The organism is Flavitalea plasmicola, assembly GCF_030546645.1.
In the GTDB taxonomy this organism is placed as follows: Bacteria; Bacteroidota; Bacteroidia; order Chitinophagales; family Chitinophagaceae; genus Puia.
Genome location: NZ_JAUOTO010000005.1, coordinates 531,347 through 555,742, shown reverse-complemented (window position 1 = coordinate 555,742; position 24,396 = coordinate 531,347). Strand labels below are relative to the sequence as shown.

Sequence of the window (24,396 nt, the reverse complement as noted above, 5' to 3'; positions counted from 1 at the left end):
TGGTTTACAAAAATTACCAGGCGCTCCGGTAAATTCACCGGAGACGAGCCTGGCAGTTGGGTTACTAATAGGAAATTCCGATTGGATAAGATTACAGCGCCAAGGTTTATGCGCTAATTACGACAGGAGTTGGTCTGGTCTGGGTCAATGTTCGAGTAAAGGTTTAATGGCAATGGAACTGATTGGCAACCCCAAATTACTTTCTAACGATGATCGTACTATCGCGAATCTCAAAATGCAAATCAGGTAATTCTAACAGCTTCAGCAATTTCGGCAGGGGGATACCCTGTGCGATATTGCCAATGCCCAAGGATTTGGTCTTAACGTCTTTTTCTATGCGGACCTTCATGCCGTGCCACTGCGCCAACTGGCAGACGGCGGCACGCAGGTCCAGGTCGTCGAAATTAAAGTAGCCTTCTTTCCAGGATAGGGCATTATCAAGATTGACGTTGATGACTTTTACGGCATCGTTGTCGCTCACCTGCGCCTCCTGGCCGGGATGCAGTTCGACAATTTGTTTCCCGCTGTGCACTTTTACCTTCCCTTTCTGCAGGGTGATGGTTTGCAATTGTTCGCCGGGATAATTGCGTACGGCGAACTCCGTCCCCAATACTTCTATCTGCCGTCCACCCGTCCTGACAATGAAAGGATGTTGGGGGTCATGCGGTACGGAAAAGTAAGCCTGGCCGGTGAGCGCCACGTTGCGCTGGTGGCCGGCGCCCGTGATAGGATATCGAAGGGTTGATCCTGCGTTCAGGATCACTTGCACGCCGTCCGGCAATGTCAGCTCATATTTCGCGCCATAGGGAACGTGCAGCACATTGTACGGGATCGCAGGTGAGGGCGATGTAGTACGGAAAAGAAAACCCGGCAGGTTCAGGACGTCAGAAGAGTAGCTTACCCGGTTGCTGTCGCCTACGGCAGTAACCGTGGCTCTCTGTATAGCTACCCAACCTTGCAGGGCCGGATCGATCCCGATGGAAGTCCCGTCTTCCAGGAATAAGGAAGCCTTGTCGGCCGTCACTGGCAATGCTGCCAGGAGGGGATTGGGTGTTTCCGTTATTCCATCTTTCGAAGCACTCCGCCAAAGATACAGGCCGATACCAGCCAGAACGATGAGTACGGCTGCCGCCATCTGCCAGTACCGGCGTATTATAGGAGCCCGCTGTTGAGACAACAGGTATTGGTCTCTCAATATTTCGAACTTCCTCCAGGTGGCGTCCTTGCTCATCTGGCGCCCTTCCCGCAACGTCCCGATCAGCACCTCTTCCCGCGTCTCTTCCTCCAGGAAAGTGCGGTGTGAAGGGTAGGCGTCCCGCCAGGATTCCAGCTCCTGCGCTTCAGTCGCTGTGATGTCCCGGCGCAATTGCCTGGCTATCAGGTTCGCGATATGGGATTCATTCGCCATGAGGATCTTAAATGGTTTAATGGATAGCTTTCATACGGGATAGACAATCGTCCTGTACGATGATAAAGACGCGCGACGGAACCAAAACGATACGGAAAAACGAACTTTTTTTAAATTTTTTAGAACAGCATCTTCAAGATCCAGAGGATCAGCAGGATATGCAATCCCTTACTCACGGCCTCCCCATATATTTCCCCGGCGGCGCGGTGGGCATACTGCCGGACCGTCTGCTCACTGATCCCCATCCGGTCAGCTACTTCTCTAGCTTTGCGATCCTCCACGATATATAATTGGTAGGCTTCCCGCCATTGCGCCGGCATCCTGTCCAACGCTGACTGTATACAATACACTAACTCCGACTTCAGCACTTTCTGGTCAGCCTCTCCACCCTTCTCCGCTGCTTCACTCCGGGCCATCCAGGCAGGCCGCAGTGCCCACAACTCTTTGCGCCGCCGGTCCTTACGCCGCCCTTCCAGGCATTTATGCTGTACGGTGTCATGGAGGAAGCCTTCCACATGCTGCATGGATTCCATTTTCTCCCGGTGTTGGAATAATTTGAAAAAGCCGTGAGCGACAGCGTCTTCTGCATTCTGATGGTGGGACAACAGCGCATAGGCCATGACGGCCAGCCGGTCTTTGAGCATATCCATTACTACCTTGAAAGCCTGGTTTTCCCCCCTGCGGATCTTTTCGATCAAAAGCGGGTCTGCGTACTCCTGTTCCATGGTTGATTCACAGTTCTGGTTACTAATGTCAATACCTGACAGGACAAGGTTGAGCTGGAACATAAAGCAAAGACGAGAGAAAACTAAACCTCCGGCGGAAGACCGGTGCTGTAACAGGAGATTGACTGATTTGCGACGAGCCGTAAAAGTAATAAAAAAACGACAAGACCTCCTAAAAGGTTTGCCGTTACTGTCAAAAAATAACATTACCATTGCGACCATCCTTTTTCCCGGATGGATTATTACGAAGTACGAACTTTAGGATACACCTTATCCATGGCACGCCCATCCACCATAACACAGCATATTTTATACTATGGGTTCCTGGCCCTCTGTACCGGGGGATTCATGCTCACCTGCTGCGGGTTCCTCTTTTACAGGCTGGTGTTCAAACCGTTAGTCTTCGGGCTGATGCTCCTGGCTGTCTGTCCCCTAATGCTTTTCCACCACCTCCATGCATTGGCTACAAAGCAGGATAAACAGGATGATGTTCTTGTCGGAGAAGCGTAGCCGAAGGAATTGCAGCGCCTTGCCTTTATGTTCTTTTACGGTGTGAATGGAGATGTGCATCTGATCGGCTATCTCGTCGTTCTTCAGGCCATCCAGGTAGGCCATCTTGAAGACCATGCGGCGTTTTTCGGGCAGCTTCTCTATCTCGGTGTAGATCTCCTGCATCAGCTCCGCCCGGATCATCTGATTTACCACCAGTTCCTGGCCTTTTTCTGCTTCCAGGTACAGCAGCTCTTTACGGGAAGATTCTTTCACCTGGAGATGCCGGAGGAAGTTGAGACAGGCATTACGGGTAGTAATATACAGGAATGCTTTTATATTCTGGGGAGTGGCAAAATCGGTATGCTTCTGCCAAAGCTTCACGTAAGTATCTTTTACGATGTCTTCGGCATCCTGCTGACTCCCTACCAGCTGACTGGCAAAATAACAGAGGGGGCGATAATGCAGCTGGAAGAAGTACGTGAATGCATGTGGATCACCCTTTTGAAATTCATTGATGAGATCCGGATTTAACTCAGGATGGTCCATGTGTAATCTCTGGTTTTAGCTACTTTATAATGATTGTTATCAGCGGATCCTCCTCGGTGGAAAATCCAGTTCGTTCTTACACTTAAAGGTGGTTTATCTAATAGAAGGTTTACAAATAAGGCCTTATAATCATTATAGCAGAAACACAAAATCCATCAAGGCTTTTTCAAAGATGGCAATCGTACAAAATTTTTGTGTTCAGATGTGGTGCCTCTAAACTACCTAAATATTCCTGAAATGGCAAAAAAAATGTCCTCTCGGGGCATTTCCCAAATTGCAAAAACATTCACTTTTTCTTGTATCCATTGTACTAAAAAAGCCCCCTCCGGAAAAATCCGTAAGGGGGTACTTAGAGTTAGAGGGCTAATAAGTTACAAAATTATTTACGGCGAAAACATTCAGTGGCGTCGGACTTAAAGGATCCGTGGATCCGGAAATGACAATGGTCGTGCATCTGTACCTTGCATAGGTCCAGGTAAACGTCGTCAAGGAATCTCCTGTAGCCTGGTCTCTGATCTCGAAATCGTAGTGCCCCCCAACGTTCATCCCCGCGTCATAATTCTTAAAATCAGAGAGGTTGTGATAAGCCAGCGAAGCAATCGGTGTATGTGTATTGTCTGATGCCAGGTTGATAGTAAGGGACTTACCTCCTGAGGCCAGGTTGACAAAACGTGCGCCTGCGCTACTGTCCGTGATAGGCGGAAGGTTCTCTTTCACCATCATCGTGTCGGCATGGGCCGTATCGCCGGAGAGGTAGAAAGAGTAGATAGTGCCGGATTCCAGCGTCAGATCAGTTTTAAAAATATTGAACGTAGTGTCAGTAATGGGAACCACCGTGAGCGAAGTCTGACCAGGTCCGATGGAATATAATTGAGACGTACCATAACTGACTCTTGCTATATTTCTGCCGCTTTCAGGGCTGTTGAAATATCTTCCGGCTGTGTCCGCCCCCAATTTAGGGACAATATCGTTACTGCCGGGCATTGCGTTTATCACGACGAAGCTGACTGGTGGAGCAATGTATTTCGTTTTTTCACACGAGAAAATGGCAGTGGCCGATGCGAATGCAACTACGAAGGTCAGGTAGGAGACTCTCATTGAATAGTTAGTTATAAATGTTAAGATTTTGCACCATTGACACACGCAGCCACAAACCGGCAGTTGGCGGCTCACAGGCAGGGCAATCGTTTGTCCCGGTCAGCAGGTAGTAAGGTCCGGTCAACAGAGGATAAGTTCCACTTATCTGGTTGAACTTTAAAATCACTTTTAGGTTTGCTAATTCCGGAGAGAAGGTTTAATGGAGTTGGAAACGGTCGTTCCCGGCATTATCTACATTGTCTATATAAAACACGGATCCCAGGATATTGAACTATCCGTCTAGAAGAAAACCTATAGATTATTTTAATTCTTATATAAAAAAAGGCAGGGCCAAAAGACCCCGCCCGTGTTATGGCTATTCTAACTTCAGGTTCTATTTTATTTTTTCTGCCAGTTCCTCAACTCCATCTCCACACGCCTGTTCTGGGCCATGCCTTCCGCCGTCTCATTGGACGCCAGGGGCCTGTTGGCGCCATAGGCATGGGTCTCCAGCCTGTCAGGCGCAATGCCTTGTGATACAAGGTATTGTTTTACAGCTTTGGCTCGCCTTACAGAAAGTGCCGCATTCCGTTCCACCGTTCCCTCACTATCCGTATGGCCCTGGATCACCAGTCGTAAGCTCGAATCCGACTTCAGGATAGTGACGATACGGTCCAGTTCCGGCAGACAGTTCTTCTCGATATTGGCCTTTGCTCGTACAAAGAAGATCCGGTCGGCCGCCCGGTTTACCTTCATGATCAAGTCCGGTCGGATGGGCGGACATCCATGGTTCCCCGTCGATCCTTTCACCAGCGGGCACTTATCGTCGTCATCGTTCACTCCATCCCCATCCGTATCCGGCGCAGGGCAGCCTTCGAAATTCACTGAACCCTTGACACCCGGGCATTTATCCTTGTTGTTCGGCACCATGTCACCGTCGTCATCAGGGCAGCCCAGCAGCTGGATCGGACCAGCGCTATCCGGGCAGAGATCCTTCTCATCCACCACCCCATCACTATCGCGGTCATGGGTGATAATAATTTTCTTATACAGCGTATCCGTCTTGTTCTTGTCTTTCTTCTTCTTCTCGTCTTCCTTATTATGCTGGAAGATGGGGATGGTGAGACCGATATGCACATCCGCGTGCTGGATCCTGTTCTTGAACAGGCTGCTCAGCACCGAGCCGCTGCCTACAAATAAAGGGCCCATCCTGGCCCCAGCGCCCCAGGCCAATTGCCCGTTGGCGTTATAGGACACGGGCGAATAAATGCTGAACCATTTCTTTTCCAGCCGGGGTGTCACCGTGAAATTGCTGACATAATTCGGCGTGACCTGGTTGGTATTCGCCACCGTATTGATCATGGCGTCCGCATTGATATATAATTTCTTATAGATATTGTAGTCGGCATTCAGATGCACTGCCGTAGGCAGCTTTGCATTGATCTTCGAGGAATTACCCTTAGATACCACGAGGCCCGCCGTCTGCAGGCGATTGAAATACTGGTCGAAGGTCTCATTGGACACTTTCTGCAGCTCGCTGGTATTATGGCCGTCCGCCGTCACCGTATAGATCTTGCCATTAGGTGAGTTATTGTAATTCACAGAACCCAGATCCGTCAATGAAAGTCCTAGCCGCAACTTGTAATTATCTCCCTTGGGACGCCACTCATACACCATTCCCAGGTCCAGGCCCCATCCTTTACCCTGCTGCTTCGTCAGCGCATCTTTGATGCTTCCGCCATTACCCAGGTTATCCAGATTGGGGGAGTACCGGGCATTCACATCCGCCTGGAGGTTAAAGATGGTATTAGTAGGATCAATGTTCACATTCACCTGTCCCGTAGACAAGCTGCTATAGGAGATGCCGGAGATATATTTACCCGTGACACCCACCTTAAACAAACTATGGTCATTCTGCATGAGGATCCTGCCCAGGGACAACCCGACTTCCGCAAAAGCCATGGTCTTCACCTGCAGGCTCCGGTTGAAGATATCCGTATTATAATAGGCCGGGTCCGTATTCCCCAACAGGCGGAACACCGGGTCGCTCAGATTAAAGACATTCCCCAGGCTACGCACCCGGGTGATGATGCCGATGGCATCCTTCCTGTCGATGTTGAACATGGCGGAAGGACCGAGTATGTCCGTATTGAGGTACATATACTTATAGTCCTTATTGGTGGACTTATAATACCCATTGCCTTCTTCAAGGTGATCGAATTTGAGGCTAAAAAGCTTTTTCCGGTCCAGCTCATACGCATTGTTGCCTGCATACGCGCTGGCGGATATGATGTTTACATTGACTTTGTATTTGCTGCCTGCCAGCATGCCGGGATTGAGGATGATGCTGTTGACGCCCGAATAGTTATCATAGCCGTAGCCGATAAAGGACTGGGAGGAGGCAGACAGGCCGATCGCCAGGGCCACCAGGAGGGATGCCATCGCTTTTCCTTGACGCACAAGGATATAGGACTTCACAGTGTTCATACTACGGGTCTTGGTTTTTGTATAGGATATTCACCCTCACCGGGTTCTCTGAACTCTTTTAAACGAAAAATGCGTGGTTCTATTGTTGGAAAGATAGGGGAATTACGTAGTAGGGTTACGGGGGGATAGCAGGACACGCCTTGCTTAGCTTCTTCCAAAAGTTTCCCAAGGGCCGGAAATGGGTCAAAGATTCATTAATGTAGTATAATTAGATTTTATATTTATGAATATGTTGAGTAATCCTTCGACTAATCATCACTTTCGGTAATGGATTTATTCATATGGAGAGAATAAAGAAAGCGACACCTAATACCTCACAGACTTCATTGGACTTTGAAGCAGTCAAATGGCCTGAACATACATCTTTCCCTCTTAACAAGAAAGTTGGGAATGCAACCGTCGAAGATGTTATTTACACAGACATAGAAACCAGCACAAATTATTTGATCATCACCGGCTTCACTTCTCTTTCCAACCTGGTTGACTATTTCGGATCCAATGAATTTGCAAAGTTGAAAACCATCCGAATTCTCATAGGTTTTGAGCCAAATATAAGAGGGCGAAGAAAATATCAGACTGTTAAGTTAGATAAGGAAATTAAGGAATATTGGCTGAAAAAGGGGCTTTCCATAATGTCCGGTGGTGCTGTAATGAAGCTCATTCAAAAAATAGACACGGGTTTGATAATATTTCGTTATCGTGATAAGCAACATGCAAAACTATATGTTGGAGATGACTTTGTTGTTTTAGGTTCCTCAAATTTCAGTAAAACAGGATTGACAATCCAGGAGGAAGCCAATATAAGAGTTGGTAGAATCAATGAGCATGAATACACCCAATATAATTCAATTAAGAAAATAGCTGAAAACTATTTTGAAGAAGCCCATGAATACAACGATAAGATTAAGGAACTCTTGAAGGAGCTGATTCAACACACGGATTGGGAAGAAGCTCTTGCTCGGGCTATAGCGGAACTTCTAGACGGAGAATGGCTGGCCGAGTATCGCGAAATCCTGGATAAGCTGAAAAGCAGCAATCTATGGCCTACCCAGTGGAAGGGGCTTGCACAGGCAGTTTCCATCCTGCAAAGCCAATATAATGTACTCCTGGCCGATCCCACGGGAGCTGGCAAAACCAAACTCAGCACCTCACTGATTCTGGCTCTAAAACATTGGCTTTACCAAGTGGGTAAAAACTACAGTACTAGCTCACTGGTTATTTGTCCGCCTTTAGTAGTGTCGAAATGGGAAGAAGAGTTCCGTTCATTAAAAAAGCTCAATTCGTCCCAGTTATCAATGGGCTTATTGAGCAATGCCGGTGGCCCAAACAAAAAGAAAGTAAAAGAAAGCCTCGAGATTGCTAAGATCTTAACGGTCGACGAAGCTCATAATTACCTGTCGGAAAATTCAAACCGCACTCGTCTCATTAAAGGCAATCGCGCGGAGTACAAGATACTGGTGACGGCAACGCCAATTAGCAAAAAAGTAGAAGACTTGTTGCGGCTGATCGATTTACTCGACCTGGATAATCTGTCGGATGGCGATTTTAAAAGCTATGAAGACCTGATACGGAATCCCCAATTGAGAAACCAGGAACAACATATCAGAAAACTACGCAAATTCATCAGCCAGTTCATGGTCCGCAGAACGAAAAAGTCGTTGAATGCAGAAATTGACAAGGAACCGGAGATGTATAAAAACAAACTCAACAAAACCTGTAAGTTCCCGAGTCAGGTGGAGCGAACATATGACACCGAAGAGACTTCTGGAGACTTAGAAATTGTCATGGAAATTAGCAATTTAGTGTCACGCTTGCAAGGTGTCACCTATCTCACCACTTTTCATAAACCGAGTTTTGAGATGACAAACGAAGAGAGCATTAGAGGGTATATCGACAAACGTCTTAGCGCAGCCAAGGCCTTGTCAATTTATATAATCCGGTCTGCGCTTCGTTCCTCTCATGTAGCACTGGTAGAGCATATTGAAGGAACGGAAGAAGCAATGCGCATTTTTAAGTTCAAAGGGAAAACAACTTCAACAGGGAATAAAATTAAGATTTTACAAGATTTGATAGCGACTGGCAAACTACCTTCAAGGAATAAACTGTTTAAAGATGAATACTTTCCCTCCTGGCTTATTAACAATAAGGAATATATCGACGCTTGTTCAAGTGATCTGAAAATTTATGAAGATGTCAGCAAGCTGGCCAAACGACTTTCAGGTAAAAGAGAACTGGGTAAAGTGAAGCAACTAGAGCAAATAGCCCGAAAGCATAAATTCATTCTTGCGTTCGATAGCACTGTTATCACGTTACACTACCTCCGTCATCTTTTTTCCAACCAATACCCGAAACAAAATGTTCTCGTAGCCTCTGGAAGCGATAGTGACAAGGAGAGCCGTAAAGTAATGGATACGTTTAACATCACTTCCGGATCTAATGTAAAGACAATTGCCCTGTGCTCCGATAAAATGTCCGAAAGCATCGACCTTCAAAGGGCGTCTTGCGTCATGCTCCTGGACATGCCCAGCGTATTACGTATTGTGGAGCAGCGAATAGGTCGCGCTGACAGGATGGATAGTGTGCATGAAGCAATAGACATTTATTGGCCAAAAGACTCGGAAGAGTTTTCCTTAAAGGCAGATCGTCGGCTCGTTCAAACTAACGCCTGGGTAGATCAGATATACGGGTCAAATTTTAATGTGCCGGAAGAACTACGGGAACGGCACTTTGAAAATGTGGAGAATATATCCAGCATAATCCAGGAATACAAGGATTTTATTGATAAAGACGAATCCTGGAAAGGTCTAACCGATAGTTTTCAGCCAATTATAGAATTGAAAGAGGGCGACAATCCCCTTATCCGGAAGGAAACCTATGAAGCCTATAAGGGGGTGCAGGCTTCTGTTCGAACGCGTGTCAGTTTCGTGGGCAACGACAAAAACTGGTGTTTCATTGCACTAAGGGGAGAGAAAAATCGCAGTCCCAAATGGTATTTCATCGACGATGAAGACACGATCCATACTGAATTTTCGGATGTTTGTGCACAGCTGAGAATACACCTCACAAAGAAATCGAAGGGACTAGAATGGAACGACGCAGCCCTAAAAAGGTACATCGTCTATTTTAAAGTCAAAGAAAGAGCTCTTTTGCCACCCAAAAAGAAACGGGCGCTGGATGTAGCGAAGTACATACTGGAACGCAGTTTAAGACGACGGGAAATAAATATAGTTACGAAAAGAATCATTCAATCACATTTGGAGCTGCTTAAGCCTCACAATCAATTTGCCATAGACTATGAATGGCTGGCCGACGAATGGATTTCGATCCTGCAACCTTATCTCAATGAAAAAAGGGACAACCTCAGACGCAAACGTACAGTAATAAATTTATCCAGTTTGAAGAGTGAGTATAAAAAAATTGACTTTTCAGCGGATATTTTTGCTGCCATTTTGGAAAACGCCCCCACTACAGATGATATCGACAGTAAAATAGCTTCCTGTATAATTGGAATTGCAGAGAGGAAAAAGGGGAGTGTAAATTAAACTGTGTCAGCTTATTTATCTGGCAAAGAATCAAAGGTATATGTTTCACCGAATACTTTTTGTGTGTCCCCAATTTTACAGGCAGCTGATTCTAAATAACCATCATTTACAATACGGTCTATTGCTGATCTAATTGAATATAAACTCAAATCTTTCACGATCAGCATATTGGTGGCCCAAAAATAAGGAGATTCGTCTTTTGCCATCAGTGAGTGAATATTCTCCAAAGTAAATAGGGTAGCAAAATAGACATTTTCGTCCTCCGTTACGACGTTGATGTCAATATTGTCATTGCTAATATTTGTTGCAGTATAACCAGCAGGGAAGTGACATTTAAATTTCATGATGCATCTTTTGTAACTGGGACTAGTTTAATTGAGGCGGCGACGGCTCCATCCAAAGAGCAAGTCGCCGCCTCTTTTTTACGGAGCCTTATCATAGATCGGTACTCATTCTGTCGCCAAATATAATCTTTAGCTGTGAGGCGGATATGGCCCATCCCTGTAATGGCATGGTCCATTTTTTGGCAACCCGCTCGGTAGCCAGGTAGATCAATTTCAACAGGGCCATATCACCGGTAAAGGCACCCTTACTCTTAGTCACTTTCCGGATTTGGCGGTGATAACCTTCGATCGTATTGGTCGTATAGATCATTTTTCGAATCGCATCTGGATACCGGAAGTAGGTGGTCAGCTTATCCCAGTTACGCCTCCAGGAATCGATCACCACTGGATATTTCCTGCCCCATTTCTCTTCCAGATCCAGCAGGTTGGCCTCGGCCTGGTCTCTATTCATCGCCTGATAAACCGGCTTTAAATCAGCCATAAATACCTTCTGGTCCTTGCTGGCCACATACTTCAGTGAATTGCGGATCTGGTGCACTACGCAGGTCTGGACCTCTGTAGCAGAGTAGATCGTCCGGATCGCCTCCTCAAAGCCCTTCAAGTTATCAATACAGGCGATCAGGATATCGATGACTCCTCTTTGCTTCAGATCGGTGATCACCCCGAGCCAGAAATTCGCCCCTTCGCTCTGGGAAACGTACATCCCCAACACATCCTTTTTGCCCTCCTTGTTAATTCCAAGGATATTGTAGACGCACCGCGTCTGGACACGGCCTTCCTCCTTTACCTTGTAGTACATCGCATCGAGCCATACAATGCAATACAGCTCTTCCAGCGGTCGCTGCTGCCAGTCCTTCACCAGGGGGATGACTTTGTCGGTAATGGCGCTCAGGGTAGCTGCAAAGATATCCGTATCGTATGTCTCTTTGATGTGGGCGCTGATATCACGGAGGCTTGTTCCCAAACCGTATAAGCCAACGATTTTATCTTCCAGGTTCTGCGCCATGATCGTCTCCCGCTTTTTGACCATCTCCGGCTCAAAACTGCTCAGACGGTCCCGCGGGGTCGTTACTTCGATAGTGCCGGAGGACGTCTTCAGTTGCCTCTTGGTCTTCCCATTTTTGCGGTTGCCGGCATCCCGTTCTTCCTCATCCAAGTGGCCCTCCATCTCGCCCTCCAGGATCGAGTTGAGCATCTCTTGCAATAACGGCGCAAAGGCACCATCTTTACCGAATAAAGATTTGCCACTACGTAATTGTTCCTTTACCTTTTGCTTGGCTAATTCGTAATCGAATGGTTCCGAAGGTGATGGGACTTTCTTTTTCATTTTACTGTGTTTGAAGTTAAGAATTTAACTTTCGACACAGTTTATTTTACACTCTCGGAAAAAGCCGTAAATAATCAGCTTCACTGAATCCCATATAATCTCTTCATACCAAAGAAATTACCATTCCCTGCCTTACGGCAGAGGCTAATGTTTCTCTTAAAATTTCCGCCATATCAGTTCCGGTTATCAAATCCCTCTGTAAGCACTCGCAAACCAATCTCCCAATATCAAGGAAGCCCTCATTAATAGGGATTTCACTTGAACTAATTGGATCATAAGACCCATCTGCTCTATTTTTTCTTCTCCTTATCGTCGCAACACTGTGGTCCCAACGCGCTGATCCAAACTCGATAGAATGTTCGGAATTGATTCTGATCGTTTCCGTTATATTTACCATGCTATTTTTTTAAGGTCTAAGTGTATTGCGCATGAGAATGCGGAAGAAGTTATTTTCAACTGTTTATCTATCAAATACTTTTTTTATGATCTCATCGATCTCTTTTACGGAGATGGCGCCACGAATACTGCCATCTTCAATTTCAATGGGCTTGTCTTCAGTAACAAGGAGAATTCCATTTTTGCCTCCACCCTCCTCAAATGGTAGTATGTCGTTCTCTCTGTACCAGGCATATTTTTCTTCCCATCGTTGTTGGTATTCTATATCGTAAAGCATGCCGCAATGTTCCCAGTAATACACCTCGCCGGTGTCATCATTTTCGATGGTGAAGTCGGGTAGCTTTTCCACTTCTTTGATCGTCAGCTTCTTCTCATATAGGGGGTTCAGCTTCTTATCTACTAATCGTTGATAAATCAATAATTCGCTTTTGGAACGAAGCATTTTCCCATCGCTTGCCTGGTGTATTAAATTTCTCTCTAAGTAATGTCCGTCAACATCGACCAATTCGGGTTTGTGGAACAAGTTGGTTAGTCTTTTAAGCGCATCTGATCTGGCGGGAGATCCCCACCCTTTAATATCAAATGCATTGCCCTGTATCAGCAATATTACTTTATATTTCTGTCTTGTAAGGGCTGTATAAAGCATCTCCCTTGACAATAGGAAGCAAGGGTTGGGAATGACGATAAAGACCTTTCCAAACTCGCTTCCCTGTGCCTTGTGAACCGTGAGCGCATAAGCCAATTCCAGTGGATTATTGGCTTCTTCGGAAAACTCTTTGCTCTTAAAGGTGTATTTATATCCTTTCTGTGAAGTGAATTCAATCTCGGTGTTCTTAGGCCTACCGGGAAATGTATGAAAATGCTTCTTAAATTGCCCAATCACCATTCCAATCTCACCGTTGGCAACAAAATTCAATGCATCTTCCTGCGGATAGACATCTTTAAAATATCTGCGGCTATTATACAGATTTATGATCTTATCTCCATAAACGATCTCTTCCAAACCAATGGGAGCAGGGGTCTTCCCATTCCGATTTCGGGCAAATTCCACGTTGGTCTTCCTGAAATGCTTGTGTATTTTTCTGTTCAGCGCTCTTACACCAAATGCTTTCTCCCTCACCGGTGAAAGTATCTGCCAGTTTTCTGCTTTATTGGCTGCTTCTTTGAAATTAAAATACGTACCATCAGCAGAGCCTAATGTTTTGTTGAATGTTTCCACATCGTCCAACGACTCCATTCCCAGTTCTGCTACCAATACTTCTTCGAATTTCTTTTCGAAGATTGTTTCATTTTCCCAATATTCGATCCGAAGATATGCAGAATCGGGAGTAGTGATAATGTGATTTATGATACTATCTGCCCCTGGTTCCAGCGGTTCACCGCTAAACCATTCCGCCAATTGCATATCCTCTCTTTTCCCACCGCCTTGCCTACGTTTGATGGTTAATTCGGCATATCCTTTTCCAATTCTTGGAAAGGTTGTTTCTATGCCCACAGGTTTTAGAAAATGGATGATATCTATAAATGGTCTGCCTGAGCCGATAGGCGGCAATTGTCTATGATCACCTACCAGAATAAAGCGTTTTACCCCTTTTAGGCAATCCAGGGTTGTTGCCAGCATTTCCTCCGTAAGCATAGAAGCTTCGTCCATTATTACGGTCTCATATTGTTCACAATGTTGGTCCGAGAAAACATATTGTTGAATATCCCCATCGTATCTGCCAAAACCGGAAAGGAATTGAGCCAATGTTTTTGCTGTTACCGAAAGGTCTTTTGCAACTTCTTCCATACGCACTCTTGCCTTCCCGGTAGGCGCTAATAGCAATACTCCATTTTCTTCCACTTCTTTCTGCCCTGCCAGAATGGTAAGTAGGGTTGTTTTGCCGGTCCCAGCAGGACCTATCAGTACTGAAAACCTGCTTTCGGCAATTTCTTTCAGGGCTGCAGCTTTTTCTTTGCGGGCTTTTATTTCCTGTTCATCAGGCTTTCCTTTCGTAAAAGGTTTTAATGCCTTATCCATTAAGGCAGTCCAATTCGCTTTTAATTCAAGTCGCCTGGCGTTGATACGTTGAGTAACCTTTTCATTGATGATCTTTCGTGTGTCGGAAAACCGATGCAACTGATAAGCCCGATCACCTTTTTTCATTTCTTCCAACACAATAGCGCCGCCAAACACTTCTTCAGCCAATTCAAAATAATCACTATTGACAGCACAGGCAGGTGTTATTGAAAGCTCCCGGATTTGCCTGATGATCTCCTGGCGTGGCAACAGTGTATGTCCTGCCAATGAAGCCCTCTCCAATTGCTGGATCGTTAGTGCCCTGATACGGGCAAATTCAAACGGGTCCTGGAATACCAGGCCATTGGGCAAGAGATTGTTAGGGGGATTTTTAACGTATAATCCCAAATCAATTGTACTTAGTGCAATGGGATCCGCTGTTAATCGCAGGTCTTCATAAATCAAATAAGGATTTTCAAGATATTGTTCATCACTTCGTTCAATACCCATTTCTTCTCTTACTTCCTGCACATATAGGGTTTTAGTCTGCTCGATGCTAAGGTCAAAACGACTCAATAAATGCAGAAACCATATCCGAGTTGGTGTACCTTTGTTCTTTAAAAGATGATATAGTTTTTTGCTGTTAAAAGGAATTAATGCCGCCACCGCATTGGATAAGATGCCTTTAGAATCGTCTAATGCCTTTTCAAATAAATGCCATGGATTGTCTTCCAGGTTCTGCAACTGATTGATAATCTCGGCAGCCACGAAATGCCCTTTTTCTATGCCAAATGCACAAAGGGCGGCTCCCATTCCAGGATAAGCCCCCCTTAGTTTTTCAAGCGCGGCGACTTCATTATGTATCCACTGGATTTTAGCTACATTTTTCTCGCCAATGCCCAATGCTTCAGCTCGTTCTAATGAACGCAGGCATTCCAATAGGACTCTTATTGAGCTGTCATTACTTACATGTTCAGCCGCATACGAAAATTCAAACCGTTTGTCGTTTGGGACAGTTACCGCCAGATTCGCCACATCAAAACCGGGATTTTCCTTCTGATACGCCAAGGCTTCGTGGTAAGGTAGTAAAAACCCATTTGAATTCCCCTGTCGAATAGAATGTAGAATCATATGTTCCCAATAAGCTGCCCCAAAACGGCTGTTGCTCCCATCGTATGCTTCCGAAGGAATGATCTTATTGATCTTGCCTACGCCTACCAGTACCCTGCCCGATTCTTCTACAAACGGGGTTTGCTTGGCATAGAAAAATACCAGCGACTTCTCTGCTTCCAAATGCTCAAAAAAGCAATTGAGAAGGGCTTGTTGGTTGTTTATTTCCTGCACCCAGTTGTCATTGCCATCGGCCGCCCAGTCGAGTTGCGGCTCTTTGCTTTCTTCGTAGTTCAGAGCATATAGCGCTGTTTTCTCTTTTGCATTTTCCTTTAGCATCCAATGATAAGGGACGGCGGCGGCTGAAAATGCGGGAAACTGTACTTTGGTGGGTTTGAGATGGCCATGCGTACCAGGCGAACTTTCGGCATACGGATGACTTAAGGTTTTGTAAAAAGGAAAGGGAGCCATAAAAGTAGCTCTTTCACCCACACATGCCGGATACTGCTCTTCGTCCAGGTCTTTTAACAATTGCCCTTTTACTGCTTCTTCCTGCTCATCATTCCGGCTAAGAGCACAATTCCTTAGGGTAAGACAGGCGCCATTGGCTTTGGGGTTTGTACACACTGCTCCATTCCAGGCATTATCATGCCAGGGCACACGGATACTTAAGTGTTTCAGCTGGTATCTGGTATTCTTCTTCATAAGTTTATGTTATTGCCTAAGTTTTAGGCCTGAATTTACGGTGTATTCCATTCGGCTGCTTCAGACTCCGTCGAATAGTCGGACGTATGCCTGTTGCTAACAACCTCCGGAATACCTAAAGCGTAAACATTCTCCAAATCCATTTCGGCCTTGGTCGCAGGAGGTATTACGAGCGTACTAATGCCCGATAATTCAAAGTCACATAGATCCTTGATCATCTTCCATTCAATTTTAGGCGCGCCAATTGAATAAGTGTTAGCCTCGTAGACAGCCGCCTTTGTATCAGGCAGATAGAATTTCAACAAGTAATCCCGCAATATTTGAACCTTTTGGGCATACTGCCGATTTTTTGTATAGGCTACATCGCCAGTAGCTTCAGGTTGCCATATGATCAACCACGCAGCCGTGTCTAACTTTTTAGGGTAGGCAAGCAACTGAGTAGCTTCGTAAGCAGCACAACCCGTCTTCCCCGGATCAAATCCAAAATCTGCAACCAGACAGTCCTCGGCAGACACACCCGCCAGCATTCGCGCAGGAATGCCCTCTGCCCTTGCAATCCTGACAATCTCATGGGATGGAGTGACGAATATGCCAGGATGCCCATAAAACAGCGCACATACGTTGTGTCCTTGACGCGCTGCATCAAGAACGGTATTGGCCATTTTGATGTAAGTATGGATCCTACCTACCCCCTCCTCATAATACTCTTTCATAGAGTGGGCGATCCTGGCATTTTCAGTCACCCAAGATTCAGTAACGATATCCGTAAGTACATAATAAACAACATCTGCTGTTTTAATATAGTTCTGAGTCTCCATGGTCATTTGCCCTAAAGTGATACCACTCCCGGCAACAATGATCGATCCATTCATTGGTTCTGATTTAAATGCGTTAAATGAAGTTTAACTAATTTGTATTATAAGTTGAACTGTAACATTGAGAAAAGCGCCCTCCGCATGTGCGCCAGGTTCGATCAAGCTGGCAATTTGGGCCCTGTCGCCACTTTTAATCGCCTTCTTTTCCGCGTCGGAAAGACCCGCTGCTGTCATTGCGGCTTCGGGATCCTTTTGGAATGCTGTTAAGGATTCAGCATTGCCGGCTGTGTCTTTTAGAAATTTCAATAGCTGTGCCATGATTGTTTTTTTTAATGAGTGAAAAATATTGTAGAAGGATTCAAGACTAAGCTGAAATATTTATTGCCTTCGGCGACAATATAGTTATAGCGCAGGAACCGGGTCAGCACGAAGGATATTTCATTTTCCATTTCACAGGCCGCCAGAGAAGGATGTTCAATTTTAATATGCTGGGTAATAGCGACACCCGTCATAGCAGCATCCAGGCAAAGAAGTATGGCATATTCCAATTCATTCAAACAATAAGTTGGATGCAAAGCGCATGGCCTTGTGTCGGATATGTATACAGTTCCATTCTCTTGAACAAGCTCTAATACGGCGTCAGACCCGCTTTCTTTCCAAATGTTGAGCTCCTGTACTAACCTTGTGACATAGGATAAGTTGTGCTGCTCATCCGCATAATCAAACTCAAAATAATAAGCGATATCATGCAAGTCAGTTTGCAAGTTCCTATACACATGTTCGTATGACCATACAGGCCGCAAATGATGAATGCCATATTTTGCCGGCTCCTTCCAATAGGGGCCGAACCTATCGATCCTGATCTTTCCATATCCCACGGGAGGTGTCAAATGCACCAATGCAGGAATGAGCTGCACCATTTTTGAATATTCTTCAACATCTTCGTTGGGAAAACCAAAAAGAAGATTCCAGATCATGTTGATATTGAGCTCACGGCCCCACTTTAAAATCTGGATATTCTGAAGTTTGGTCGTACCCTTCCCCATTAACTTAAGTATCGAAGTACTCAGACTTTCGATGCCTGGCTGCAAGCAGTTGACCCCGCCAGCCGCCATGATTTGTAATTGATCTTTCCTGAGATTGCTCTTGGTTTCATAAAATAAACTATACCGATGTTTCGACGCGGCGATGGCTGGAAACACATTCTTAATATAAGATAGATCAAGAATGTTATCGGTGATCATGAAACTATTATTTCCATAAAGCGTACTTAGGTTTTCTATTTGTTGAACAAACAAACCAGGGCTCTTGCTTCTATATTGCATGGTATTCCCGTTCAAACCGCAGAAGGTGCAATGCGATTTCATTCCCCACCAACAACCCCTGGAGGATTCAAAGCTTAAGTAAACATCTCTTTCGACTTTTGAGTTGGGCAGGGATGAAAAAAAATCATCGAAATCCGGAAGGGGGATCGAATCCATATCCGTTACCATCTCGCCATTGATATAGGCTCGATCCATTCCCCCCAAAGACTGCGTACATCGAAAAAGGAGTGGGAGGATGCTACTTTCCGCTTCACCCGAGATGACATAATCGATGAAGTCGAATGCTTTAAAAAGTGTTTTCCCCATTATGTCTTCGAGGTTGGCGCCGCCAAATACGATCTTGACACGGTCTCCCTTACGCTGCTTAATAACCTTTGCGACGGCAAGAGACGCAACGTTTTGTTGAAACGTAGAAGTGAAACCCACCACCTGAATGTCGTCCGCCAACAACTCATCGGCCCACTTTTCAACGACTCTTGGACATACGTCAAACAAGAATTTCATTCCGATCTTCAACTCGGAAAAAGGGATGCGAGGCGACGATGTCGATCCCCATTGCTCAAAAAGCGTTTGAAAATAAATTTCAAAAGCATGGTCGTCACAAATGCCCAATGCCTTGGTGAAAAGAAATTCTCCAATGAGTAGTTCAGGAGGCGTCTCCACCGCGATGAAATTATATAGATCCCAGCCGAATTTTTTACCGAAATCCAGGTTTAAGTATTTAATATCGCCTTGATAACCATTTCTTTTTACGATTGACAGCAAATTGCTTATCCCAAGGGCAGGTTGGTATTCCGGCAGGAATGGAGTCGCCACAAATCTGATATGGGGAAGTCTCACGTAAAAATATTTAGCTAAACCGTTGAAGCAGCACCTTGCTTTACAAACAACTTATCCATCATTTCCTGGTTAGGTTGTTTTTTGCCCGCCGGGGGTACATAGAGTGTGGATATCGCGCTGATATCACTGATTGCCAGGTCATTTAAGGTCGAAGGAACAATTTTCGCATCACTTACCATATAAATAGAAGCTTCATAAATATAGACCACATGAGAACCAGGATAGTACTGTTTCAAATAGTCGGTAAGGATTTGAACGCCTCGTCGATTCCACAATTCATTGGAATAGCGATATTCCTGCACGCCTATGACGCCAAGCTGCCATAATATCAATGAGGCATAGGGATCAAAGTTCCTTGTATAAACTAGAAAATCGGTGGCTTCAAAACTTTGACATCCGGATGATCCGGGGTCGATCCCCAGATCGGCAAAGAGACAATCCTCCGCGGAAATACCCGGAAGCATCTTGGCTTCGAAGCCCATGCTGGTAGCTCGTCGTATTGACTCATGCGTAGGATAAGCGAAAACCCCAGGATGACCATAGGAGACCAGGCAAATATTTCCTCCGGCCACCAGTGCATCTATAACTGTCTGAACCATTTCCTGGTAAGTTTCAAATCGATTCTTATCCTCGGCGTAATACGTACTCAAGCTTACCGCTTGCGGGTGTAATTGTTTTATCCAAATTTGGGTGAGGGGATCAGAAACGATGAAAAATACTTTATCTGCGCTTTCAATGGCCCATTTGGTTTCTGCACTAATATGAGCAAAAGAAGTAATACCCGTCCCTACGACGGTAAGTTTTCCTTGCAATGGCATAAGAATAGAATTAGAACTTGATCGTAATAAATATTCCTATTACCCAGTTGAAGGCGCTGGCGTCTTCCGTCATTTGATTCTCCTTGGCGACGGCTTTTGAAATGGCGTCATTGTTCTTTGAAAGAATAGCCTTCCTATCCATGTCCGATAGTCCGGCTTTTTCCATAACAGCGTCAGGATTATGCTTGAAATCTTTTCTTAGCGTTTCATCGGTAGCCATTTTCAATAGGAAATTCGTTAACTGGCTCATAGCTTTGATTTGAATGGTGAAGTAATTAGTGACTCCTGAAAGCTATGAGATTTCCTATTCTGCTACAACGGGAAAAACACCCTTTTTTATATCCGTTCCAAAGAAGCTCCTTAATTCCCCGGCTTCCCCAACTTCTCCTCATCCACCGGCTTATTCACCTCCAGCTTCTCCACGCTCGATTTCGCTCCAAACCCTCCGGCCACGATGGTAAAAGGAAAGATATACCCGTCCGGGGTCTTCTGATAGTCGCCAAAGTCGATATTGAATTCTGCATTGGGGTCCCGGCGGCCGCCACCACCGCCTCCGCCCATCATGCCCCCACCCTTGCGAGCCACACGAAGCACATAATAGCTTTGCGCATCGATGAAATAAGTAGCATAATTGCCCGCGGCGAAAGTCAGCTTCAATTTATAGCAGGCCTTGCCCCCCACCGTGTCCTTACCCAACAGCTCGACTTTACTTCCCTTGGCCGCATAGTCCACCAGCGGACCCGCCGGGTCGAGCTGCGACTGCATATTTTTTATGATTGAATCCGGGATAGGCGAAAAAGCGCCGCCATTCCTGGGGTCGGACCGCCAGCCTTTGGTAGGCGTAACGATAACCACCACATTGCCCATGCCGAAAGAGATCTCCTGCCGATACAGCTTATCCTTCACTTGCCATGTTTTGGAATCGATCTCATTCCCGTTCCCCATGACAGCAACTCCTTCCATGTAGATGGATTTGATGGATAGCAACTTGTCTTTCCCACCCAGGGCTTCCATATGTTTGGCAACGATCTCGTCGGCCGTCTGGGCCTTAGCCGCTACTGCTAATAAGCATACAAAAAAAGCTATGGATATTCTAAACACGCTCATGTAATAAGATTTATGCCACTAAGATATTATTTCTTTAATTTTCCACTCAGAAAGCTACATATATATAAATAACTTACATGATCCGGATCACAGGCCAGTTAGTAGACATTTTCGCAGAGAAGATCTTTCCCGCAGAAGTAGTGTTAGCAGACGGAAAAGTCCAATCCATCACCCCACTGAAACCCGGTGACGAAGGATACTCCCAACAATCCCCCTATATTCTCCCCGGCTTCATCGACGCACACGTCCATATCGAAAGTTCGCTCCTGATACCCTCTGAATTTGCCCGCATGGCCACCATCCATGGCACCATCGCCACGGTGAGCGACCCCCATGAGATCGCCAACGTCTGTGGCCTGCCCGGCGTGGAATTTATGATCCGCAATGGCAATACGGTCCCTTTTTACTTCAATTTCGGCGCTCCCAGCTGTGTGCCCGCCACCATTTTCGAAACGGCCGGGGCTGCCTTATCCGCCGTGAAAGTCAAGGAGTTATTACAAAGGAACGAGATAAAATACCTCAGCGAGATGATGAACTTCCCCGGTGTGCTGAACCACGACCAGGAAGTCATGTCTAAGATCGCTGCCGCCCGCGACCTGGGTAAGCCAGTGGACGGTCATGCCCCCGGCATCCTGGGCGAGCAAGCCAAACAATACATCGACGCCGGCATCAGCACCGACCACGAGTGTGTCACGGCCGAGGAGGCCCTGGATAAGCTGAAATACGGTATGAAAATCCTCATCCGGGAAGGCAGCGCTGCTCGCAATTTCGACGCCCTGGCGCCGCTGTTAAACGATCATTCCGACCAGATGATGCTCTGCAGTGACGACAAACACCCGGACAGCCTCCTGCTGGGACATATTGACCAGCTCTGTGCCCGGGCCATCGCCAAGGGCATCCCCTTATTCAATGTACTGAAAGCCGCCTGTCTCAACCCGGTCCTGCACTATAAGCTGGATTCCGGCCTCCTTCGCGTAGGCGATCCGGCGGATTGCATCATGGTGGAAGACCTAAAGGAGTTCAAAGTCTTAAAGACTTTTGTCAAAGGCCAGTTAGTGGCGGAAAACGGCAATCCCAGGATCGCGTCTACCCACCTCGTACCCTCTGCCCCACCTCTCGGAGGCCCCTCTATGCTGGAAGCTGATCCGATAAATAATTTCAATGCTGCGCCCCGCACCGTCGCCGACTTCGCCTACCCCCTGGATAAATGGGGGGAGCAGGAGAATGTCGAGCAGGTCTACGTCATCGAAGCCCTGGACGGACAGCTGATCACCAATAAGCTCATTGCACCCGTGGTGGAAGTCAATCCCAACGACGGCCTGCTGGAAAGCAATGTCGAAAAAGACATCTTGAAAATAGTGGTAGTCAACCGCTATGGACCAGCCCCCGTCGCCAAGTCTTTCGTCAAAAACTTCGGCTTAAAACGGGGCGCCATAGCCTCTTCCGTCGCCCATGACAGCCATAACATTGTCGCCGTCGGTGTAGATGACGAAAGTATTTGCAAAGCCGTCAATCTCATCATCGCCCAGAAAGGTGGCCTGGCTTGCGTGGACCCGGGCGCGGAAGTCAAAGAGCTCATCCTTCCACTCCCTGTCGGGGGACTCATGAGCCTGAATGACGGCTTTGCCGTAGCCGAAGCCTACACGGCTATTGATCATATGGCGAAGGAGCTGGGTTCAAAGCTCCGGGCGCCTTTTATGACCTTGTCATTCATGGCTTTGCTAGTCATCCCACATTTGAAGCTGGGGGATCTGGGTTTGTTTGATGGGGATGGGTTTAGGTTGGTGTGACACTTAAATTCGGAAAAAAACACTATGTTATCATCGAACCACTCTTTACATGCCATTGAAGGTCACCTGGTCGGTTCAATGACGCTTAATAATTCCTTCCATAGATGACGACGTTGTCGGGTTGCTGAAAAGCATATCCAAGATGCTTCGATATATAGGATTTCGCCGGCCTGTCCAAAAAGAAGGAGGCGGAATTGGGACAATCGAGGCCCCACGCGCCAGAATGCTGAAGCGCTCCCGGGACGATCAGCGCCACATGTCCAACTCCGGCTGTATTTTTAAAGACAGCAATGACGGCCTTTTGCAGGTTCGCATATCCTTGTGCCTGGGTCAGTGCCGACTGTGTACCTGCATCTCCCAGCGAGGTCCACTGGTCCGTATGGATCAGCACATAATCGGCCATTTCATTGGCGGTGAGATAGCCGCCCCCCGGCCGATCGAAATCATTGATGTTGTACACCCGCTTAAGCGCCCTGGCCAGGAACATATTGCAAGGAGTGCTCGGCGGAGTTGGCCCCCCGCAAGTCAGGAACTCGCCCAACATCAACTGGACATCCTGCTGCCAGTCATCCGGCCTGCTGGAAACAGGCGAAAAGGACAGCAATAGCGCGATAGTGGAGAAGATAATGATACTTTTCATGTTGAATGTATTTAGTTATTATTGTTGAACCTTTGGAATTTGATAGATCCTGATTAACAAAACCATCTGCTCGAAATACTTTTTGTCGAAACCCACACTCGCCAATGCCGAATTTGGGTCCAATGGCAGGCGTCGGCTGGAAGAAAGAAGATCGTCAACAAGATATTTCGAATAGCGGAAGTTGGGCGACCTCTCCAAGCCCCTTCCGGGAGGCAATACGATGTTCATAGCCAAATCTAAGACAGCCAGTTCCTGGTTGTTAAGATCAGCCCGCTCCGGGTGTCGCTGGCGGAACAGCCGGATAAAAAAGCTGTCGGTGATGGCAACGATTTTGTCTCTGTCCGGCACGACCACTGAAGCCGAATTGTCCACCGTCACCCCGATGTAACCCGCGGCCTTATCGAAGAAAACCGCGAGCTTCATCACCTGCCCGGAATCGACAAAGCTGGACAACGTTGAATTAACATTGTCCACATCGGAAAGAAAGTCGGATTTTCCTTTCAATGCTTCCACCCGCATCGAGTCCAGGACGCCGGCAAGGTCGATCGTATCCTTTTGAATGCGAGGCAGCCGGGTCAGCGGGAAATAGGAATCGCTGGCCGTATGATCCCGGCAGCTGAAAACAAAATAATGAAAATCGACGCTGTCCTCCCGGATAGTATAAAGCCCGGGCCCCTTCAAGTGTCCCAGGTAGAAGTGAAGGCCCCCATCAGTTACAAAGCTGCTGTCGTCGACATCACTTCGGACAAGTATGCCGGGCTGAGCCGGATCCACCGTTGCCGTCACATCATCCAGGCAATGCATTAGCTTGGGCAGCACCAATCGCGGCGAAGGCTGGACGGGTTGGCCGCAAAGCAGCAATCGGTAAGAACAAAGCCCTATCAGCAGAACAAAAGATTTCAC

General features: G+C 46.5%; 18 protein-coding genes. 2 read left to right on the top strand and 16 right to left on the bottom strand.

Annotated elements, in window-relative coordinates:
• Positions 1-196: 196 nt before the first annotated feature.
• The 5 genes from Q4E93_RS20630 to Q4E93_RS20610 all read right to left on the bottom strand — a co-directional run bounded on the left by Q4E93_RS20630 (position 197) and on the right by Q4E93_RS20610 (position 6,735).
• Complete coding sequence (locus tag Q4E93_RS20630; RefSeq protein ID WP_303588462.1) at positions 197-1,408, bottom strand: FecR family protein; 1,212 nt, start codon at positions 1,406-1,408, stop codon at positions 197-199.
• 119 nt (positions 1,409-1,527) lie between these two features.
• Positions 1,528-2,133 (bottom strand): RNA polymerase sigma factor, encoded by a 606-nt coding sequence (locus Q4E93_RS20625; protein ID WP_303588460.1) that lies wholly within the window; start codon positions 2,131-2,133, stop codon positions 1,528-1,530.
• Positions 2,134-2,565: 432 nt separating this feature from the next.
• Positions 2,566-3,171, bottom strand: coding sequence for an RNA polymerase sigma-70 factor (locus Q4E93_RS20620; protein ID WP_303588458.1), 606 nt, complete (start codon positions 3,169-3,171; stop codon positions 2,566-2,568).
• Positions 3,172-3,534: 363 nt separating this feature from the next.
• Complete coding sequence (locus Q4E93_RS20615; protein WP_303588456.1) at positions 3,535-4,269, bottom strand: DUF4397 domain-containing protein; 735 nt, start codon at positions 4,267-4,269, stop codon at positions 3,535-3,537.
• 378 nt (positions 4,270-4,647) lie between these two features.
• Positions 4,648-6,735: a DUF5723 family protein gene (locus tag Q4E93_RS20610; protein ID WP_303588454.1), complete on the bottom strand. Its 2,088-nt coding sequence runs from the start codon at positions 6,733-6,735 to the stop codon at positions 4,648-4,650.
• Between the two features lie 281 nt (positions 6,736-7,016).
• On the opposite strand from Q4E93_RS20610, the gene Q4E93_RS20605 reads away from it, so the two are divergent.
• The gene (locus Q4E93_RS20605) at positions 7,017-10,277 is read left to right on the top strand and encodes an SNF2-related protein (protein ID WP_303588453.1); all 3,261 of its coding nucleotides are present in this window, start codon (positions 7,017-7,019) and stop codon (positions 10,275-10,277) included.
• 11 nt (positions 10,278-10,288) lie between these two features.
• Here Q4E93_RS20605 and Q4E93_RS20600 read toward each other — a convergent pair whose 3' ends face one another.
• The 9 genes from Q4E93_RS20600 to Q4E93_RS20560 form a co-directional block, all read right to left on the bottom strand.
• A complete protein-coding gene (locus tag Q4E93_RS20600; RefSeq protein WP_303588451.1) occupies positions 10,289-10,621 on the bottom strand; it encodes a hypothetical protein in 333 nt (110 codons plus the stop codon).
• 91 nt (positions 10,622-10,712) lie between these two features.
• Positions 10,713-11,948, bottom strand: coding sequence for an IS256 family transposase (locus Q4E93_RS20595; protein WP_303588449.1), 1,236 nt, complete (start codon positions 11,946-11,948; stop codon positions 10,713-10,715).
• 460 nt (positions 11,949-12,408) lie between these two features.
• Positions 12,409-16,158 (bottom strand): ATP-dependent DNA helicase, encoded by a 3,750-nt coding sequence (locus Q4E93_RS20590; RefSeq protein WP_303588447.1) that lies wholly within the window; start codon positions 16,156-16,158, stop codon positions 12,409-12,411.
• A gap of 35 nt (positions 16,159-16,193) precedes the next feature.
• A complete protein-coding gene (locus tag Q4E93_RS20585; protein ID WP_303588446.1) occupies positions 16,194-17,030 on the bottom strand; it encodes an SAM-dependent methyltransferase in 837 nt (278 codons plus the stop codon).
• 30 nt (positions 17,031-17,060) lie between these two features.
• A complete protein-coding gene (locus Q4E93_RS20580) occupies positions 17,061-17,291 on the bottom strand; it encodes a hypothetical protein (protein WP_303588444.1) in 231 nt (76 codons plus the stop codon).
• An 11-nt stretch (positions 17,292-17,302) separates the two neighbouring features.
• Positions 17,303-19,138 carry a RiPP maturation radical SAM C-methyltransferase gene (locus Q4E93_RS20575; protein ID WP_303588443.1) on the bottom strand — a complete coding sequence of 612 codons (1,836 nt, stop codon included), beginning with the start codon at positions 19,136-19,138 and terminating at the stop codon, positions 17,303-17,305.
• Between the two features lie 14 nt (positions 19,139-19,152).
• Positions 19,153-19,956: an SAM-dependent methyltransferase gene (locus tag Q4E93_RS20570; protein WP_303588441.1), complete on the bottom strand. Its 804-nt coding sequence runs from the start codon at positions 19,954-19,956 to the stop codon at positions 19,153-19,155.
• 10 nt (positions 19,957-19,966) lie between these two features.
• Complete coding sequence (locus Q4E93_RS20565) at positions 19,967-20,206, bottom strand: hypothetical protein (protein ID WP_303588439.1); 240 nt, start codon at positions 20,204-20,206, stop codon at positions 19,967-19,969.
• 110 nt (positions 20,207-20,316) lie between these two features.
• On the bottom strand, positions 20,317-21,063 hold the full coding sequence (locus tag Q4E93_RS20560) for a hypothetical protein (RefSeq protein ID WP_303588437.1): 747 nt from the start codon (positions 21,061-21,063) through the stop codon (positions 20,317-20,319).
• A gap of 77 nt (positions 21,064-21,140) precedes the next feature.
• Here Q4E93_RS20560 and ade point away from each other — a divergent pair, with 77 nt between their 5' ends.
• Complete coding sequence (gene ade, locus Q4E93_RS20555; protein WP_303588435.1) at positions 21,141-22,853, top strand: adenine deaminase; 1,713 nt, start codon at positions 21,141-21,143, stop codon at positions 22,851-22,853.
• 85 nt (positions 22,854-22,938) lie between these two features.
• Here ade and Q4E93_RS20550 read toward each other — a convergent pair whose 3' ends face one another.
• Complete coding sequence (locus Q4E93_RS20550; protein WP_303588433.1) at positions 22,939-23,493, bottom strand: hypothetical protein; 555 nt, start codon at positions 23,491-23,493, stop codon at positions 22,939-22,941.
• Positions 23,494-23,511: 18 nt separating this feature from the next.
• The gene (locus Q4E93_RS20545) at positions 23,512-24,396 is read right to left on the bottom strand and encodes a hypothetical protein (RefSeq protein WP_303588432.1); all 885 of its coding nucleotides are present in this window, start codon (positions 24,394-24,396) and stop codon (positions 23,512-23,514) included.

Coding starts and splice junctions, on each gene's coding strand:
- Q4E93_RS20630 (WP_303588462.1), bottom strand. CDS start 1,408: ATGGCGAATGAATCCCATATCGCGAACCTGATAGCCAGGCAATTGCGC.
- Q4E93_RS20625 (WP_303588460.1), bottom strand. CDS start 2,133: ATGGAACAGGAGTACGCAGACCCGCTTTTGATCGAAAAGATCCGCAGG.
- Q4E93_RS20620 (WP_303588458.1), bottom strand. CDS start 3,171: ATGGACCATCCTGAGTTAAATCCGGATCTCATCAATGAATTTCAAAAG.
- Q4E93_RS20615 (WP_303588456.1), bottom strand. CDS start 4,269: ATGAGAGTCTCCTACCTGACCTTCGTAGTTGCATTCGCATCGGCCACT.
- Q4E93_RS20610 (WP_303588454.1), bottom strand. CDS start 6,735: ATGAACACTGTGAAGTCCTATATCCTTGTGCGTCAAGGAAAAGCGATG.
- Q4E93_RS20605 (WP_303588453.1), top strand. CDS start 7,017: ATGGAGAGAATAAAGAAAGCGACACCTAATACCTCACAGACTTCATTG.
- Q4E93_RS20600 (WP_303588451.1), bottom strand. CDS start 10,621: ATGAAATTTAAATGTCACTTCCCTGCTGGTTATACTGCAACAAATATT.
- Q4E93_RS20595 (WP_303588449.1), bottom strand. CDS start 11,948: ATGAAAAAGAAAGTCCCATCACCTTCGGAACCATTCGATTACGAATTA.
- Q4E93_RS20590 (WP_303588447.1), bottom strand. CDS start 16,158: ATGAAGAAGAATACCAGATACCAGCTGAAACACTTAAGTATCCGTGTG.
- Q4E93_RS20585 (WP_303588446.1), bottom strand. CDS start 17,030: ATGAATGGATCGATCATTGTTGCCGGGAGTGGTATCACTTTAGGGCAA.
- Q4E93_RS20580 (WP_303588444.1), bottom strand. CDS start 17,291: ATGGCACAGCTATTGAAATTTCTAAAAGACACAGCCGGCAATGCTGAA.
- Q4E93_RS20570 (WP_303588441.1), bottom strand. CDS start 19,956: ATGCCATTGCAAGGAAAACTTACCGTCGTAGGGACGGGTATTACTTCT.
- Q4E93_RS20565 (WP_303588439.1), bottom strand. CDS start 20,206: ATGAGCCAGTTAACGAATTTCCTATTGAAAATGGCTACCGATGAAACG.
- Q4E93_RS20560 (WP_303588437.1), bottom strand. CDS start 21,063: ATGAGCGTGTTTAGAATATCCATAGCTTTTTTTGTATGCTTATTAGCA.
- ade (WP_303588435.1), top strand. CDS start 21,141: ATGATCCGGATCACAGGCCAGTTAGTAGACATTTTCGCAGAGAAGATC.
- Q4E93_RS20550 (WP_303588433.1), bottom strand. CDS start 23,493: ATGAAAAGTATCATTATCTTCTCCACTATCGCGCTATTGCTGTCCTTT.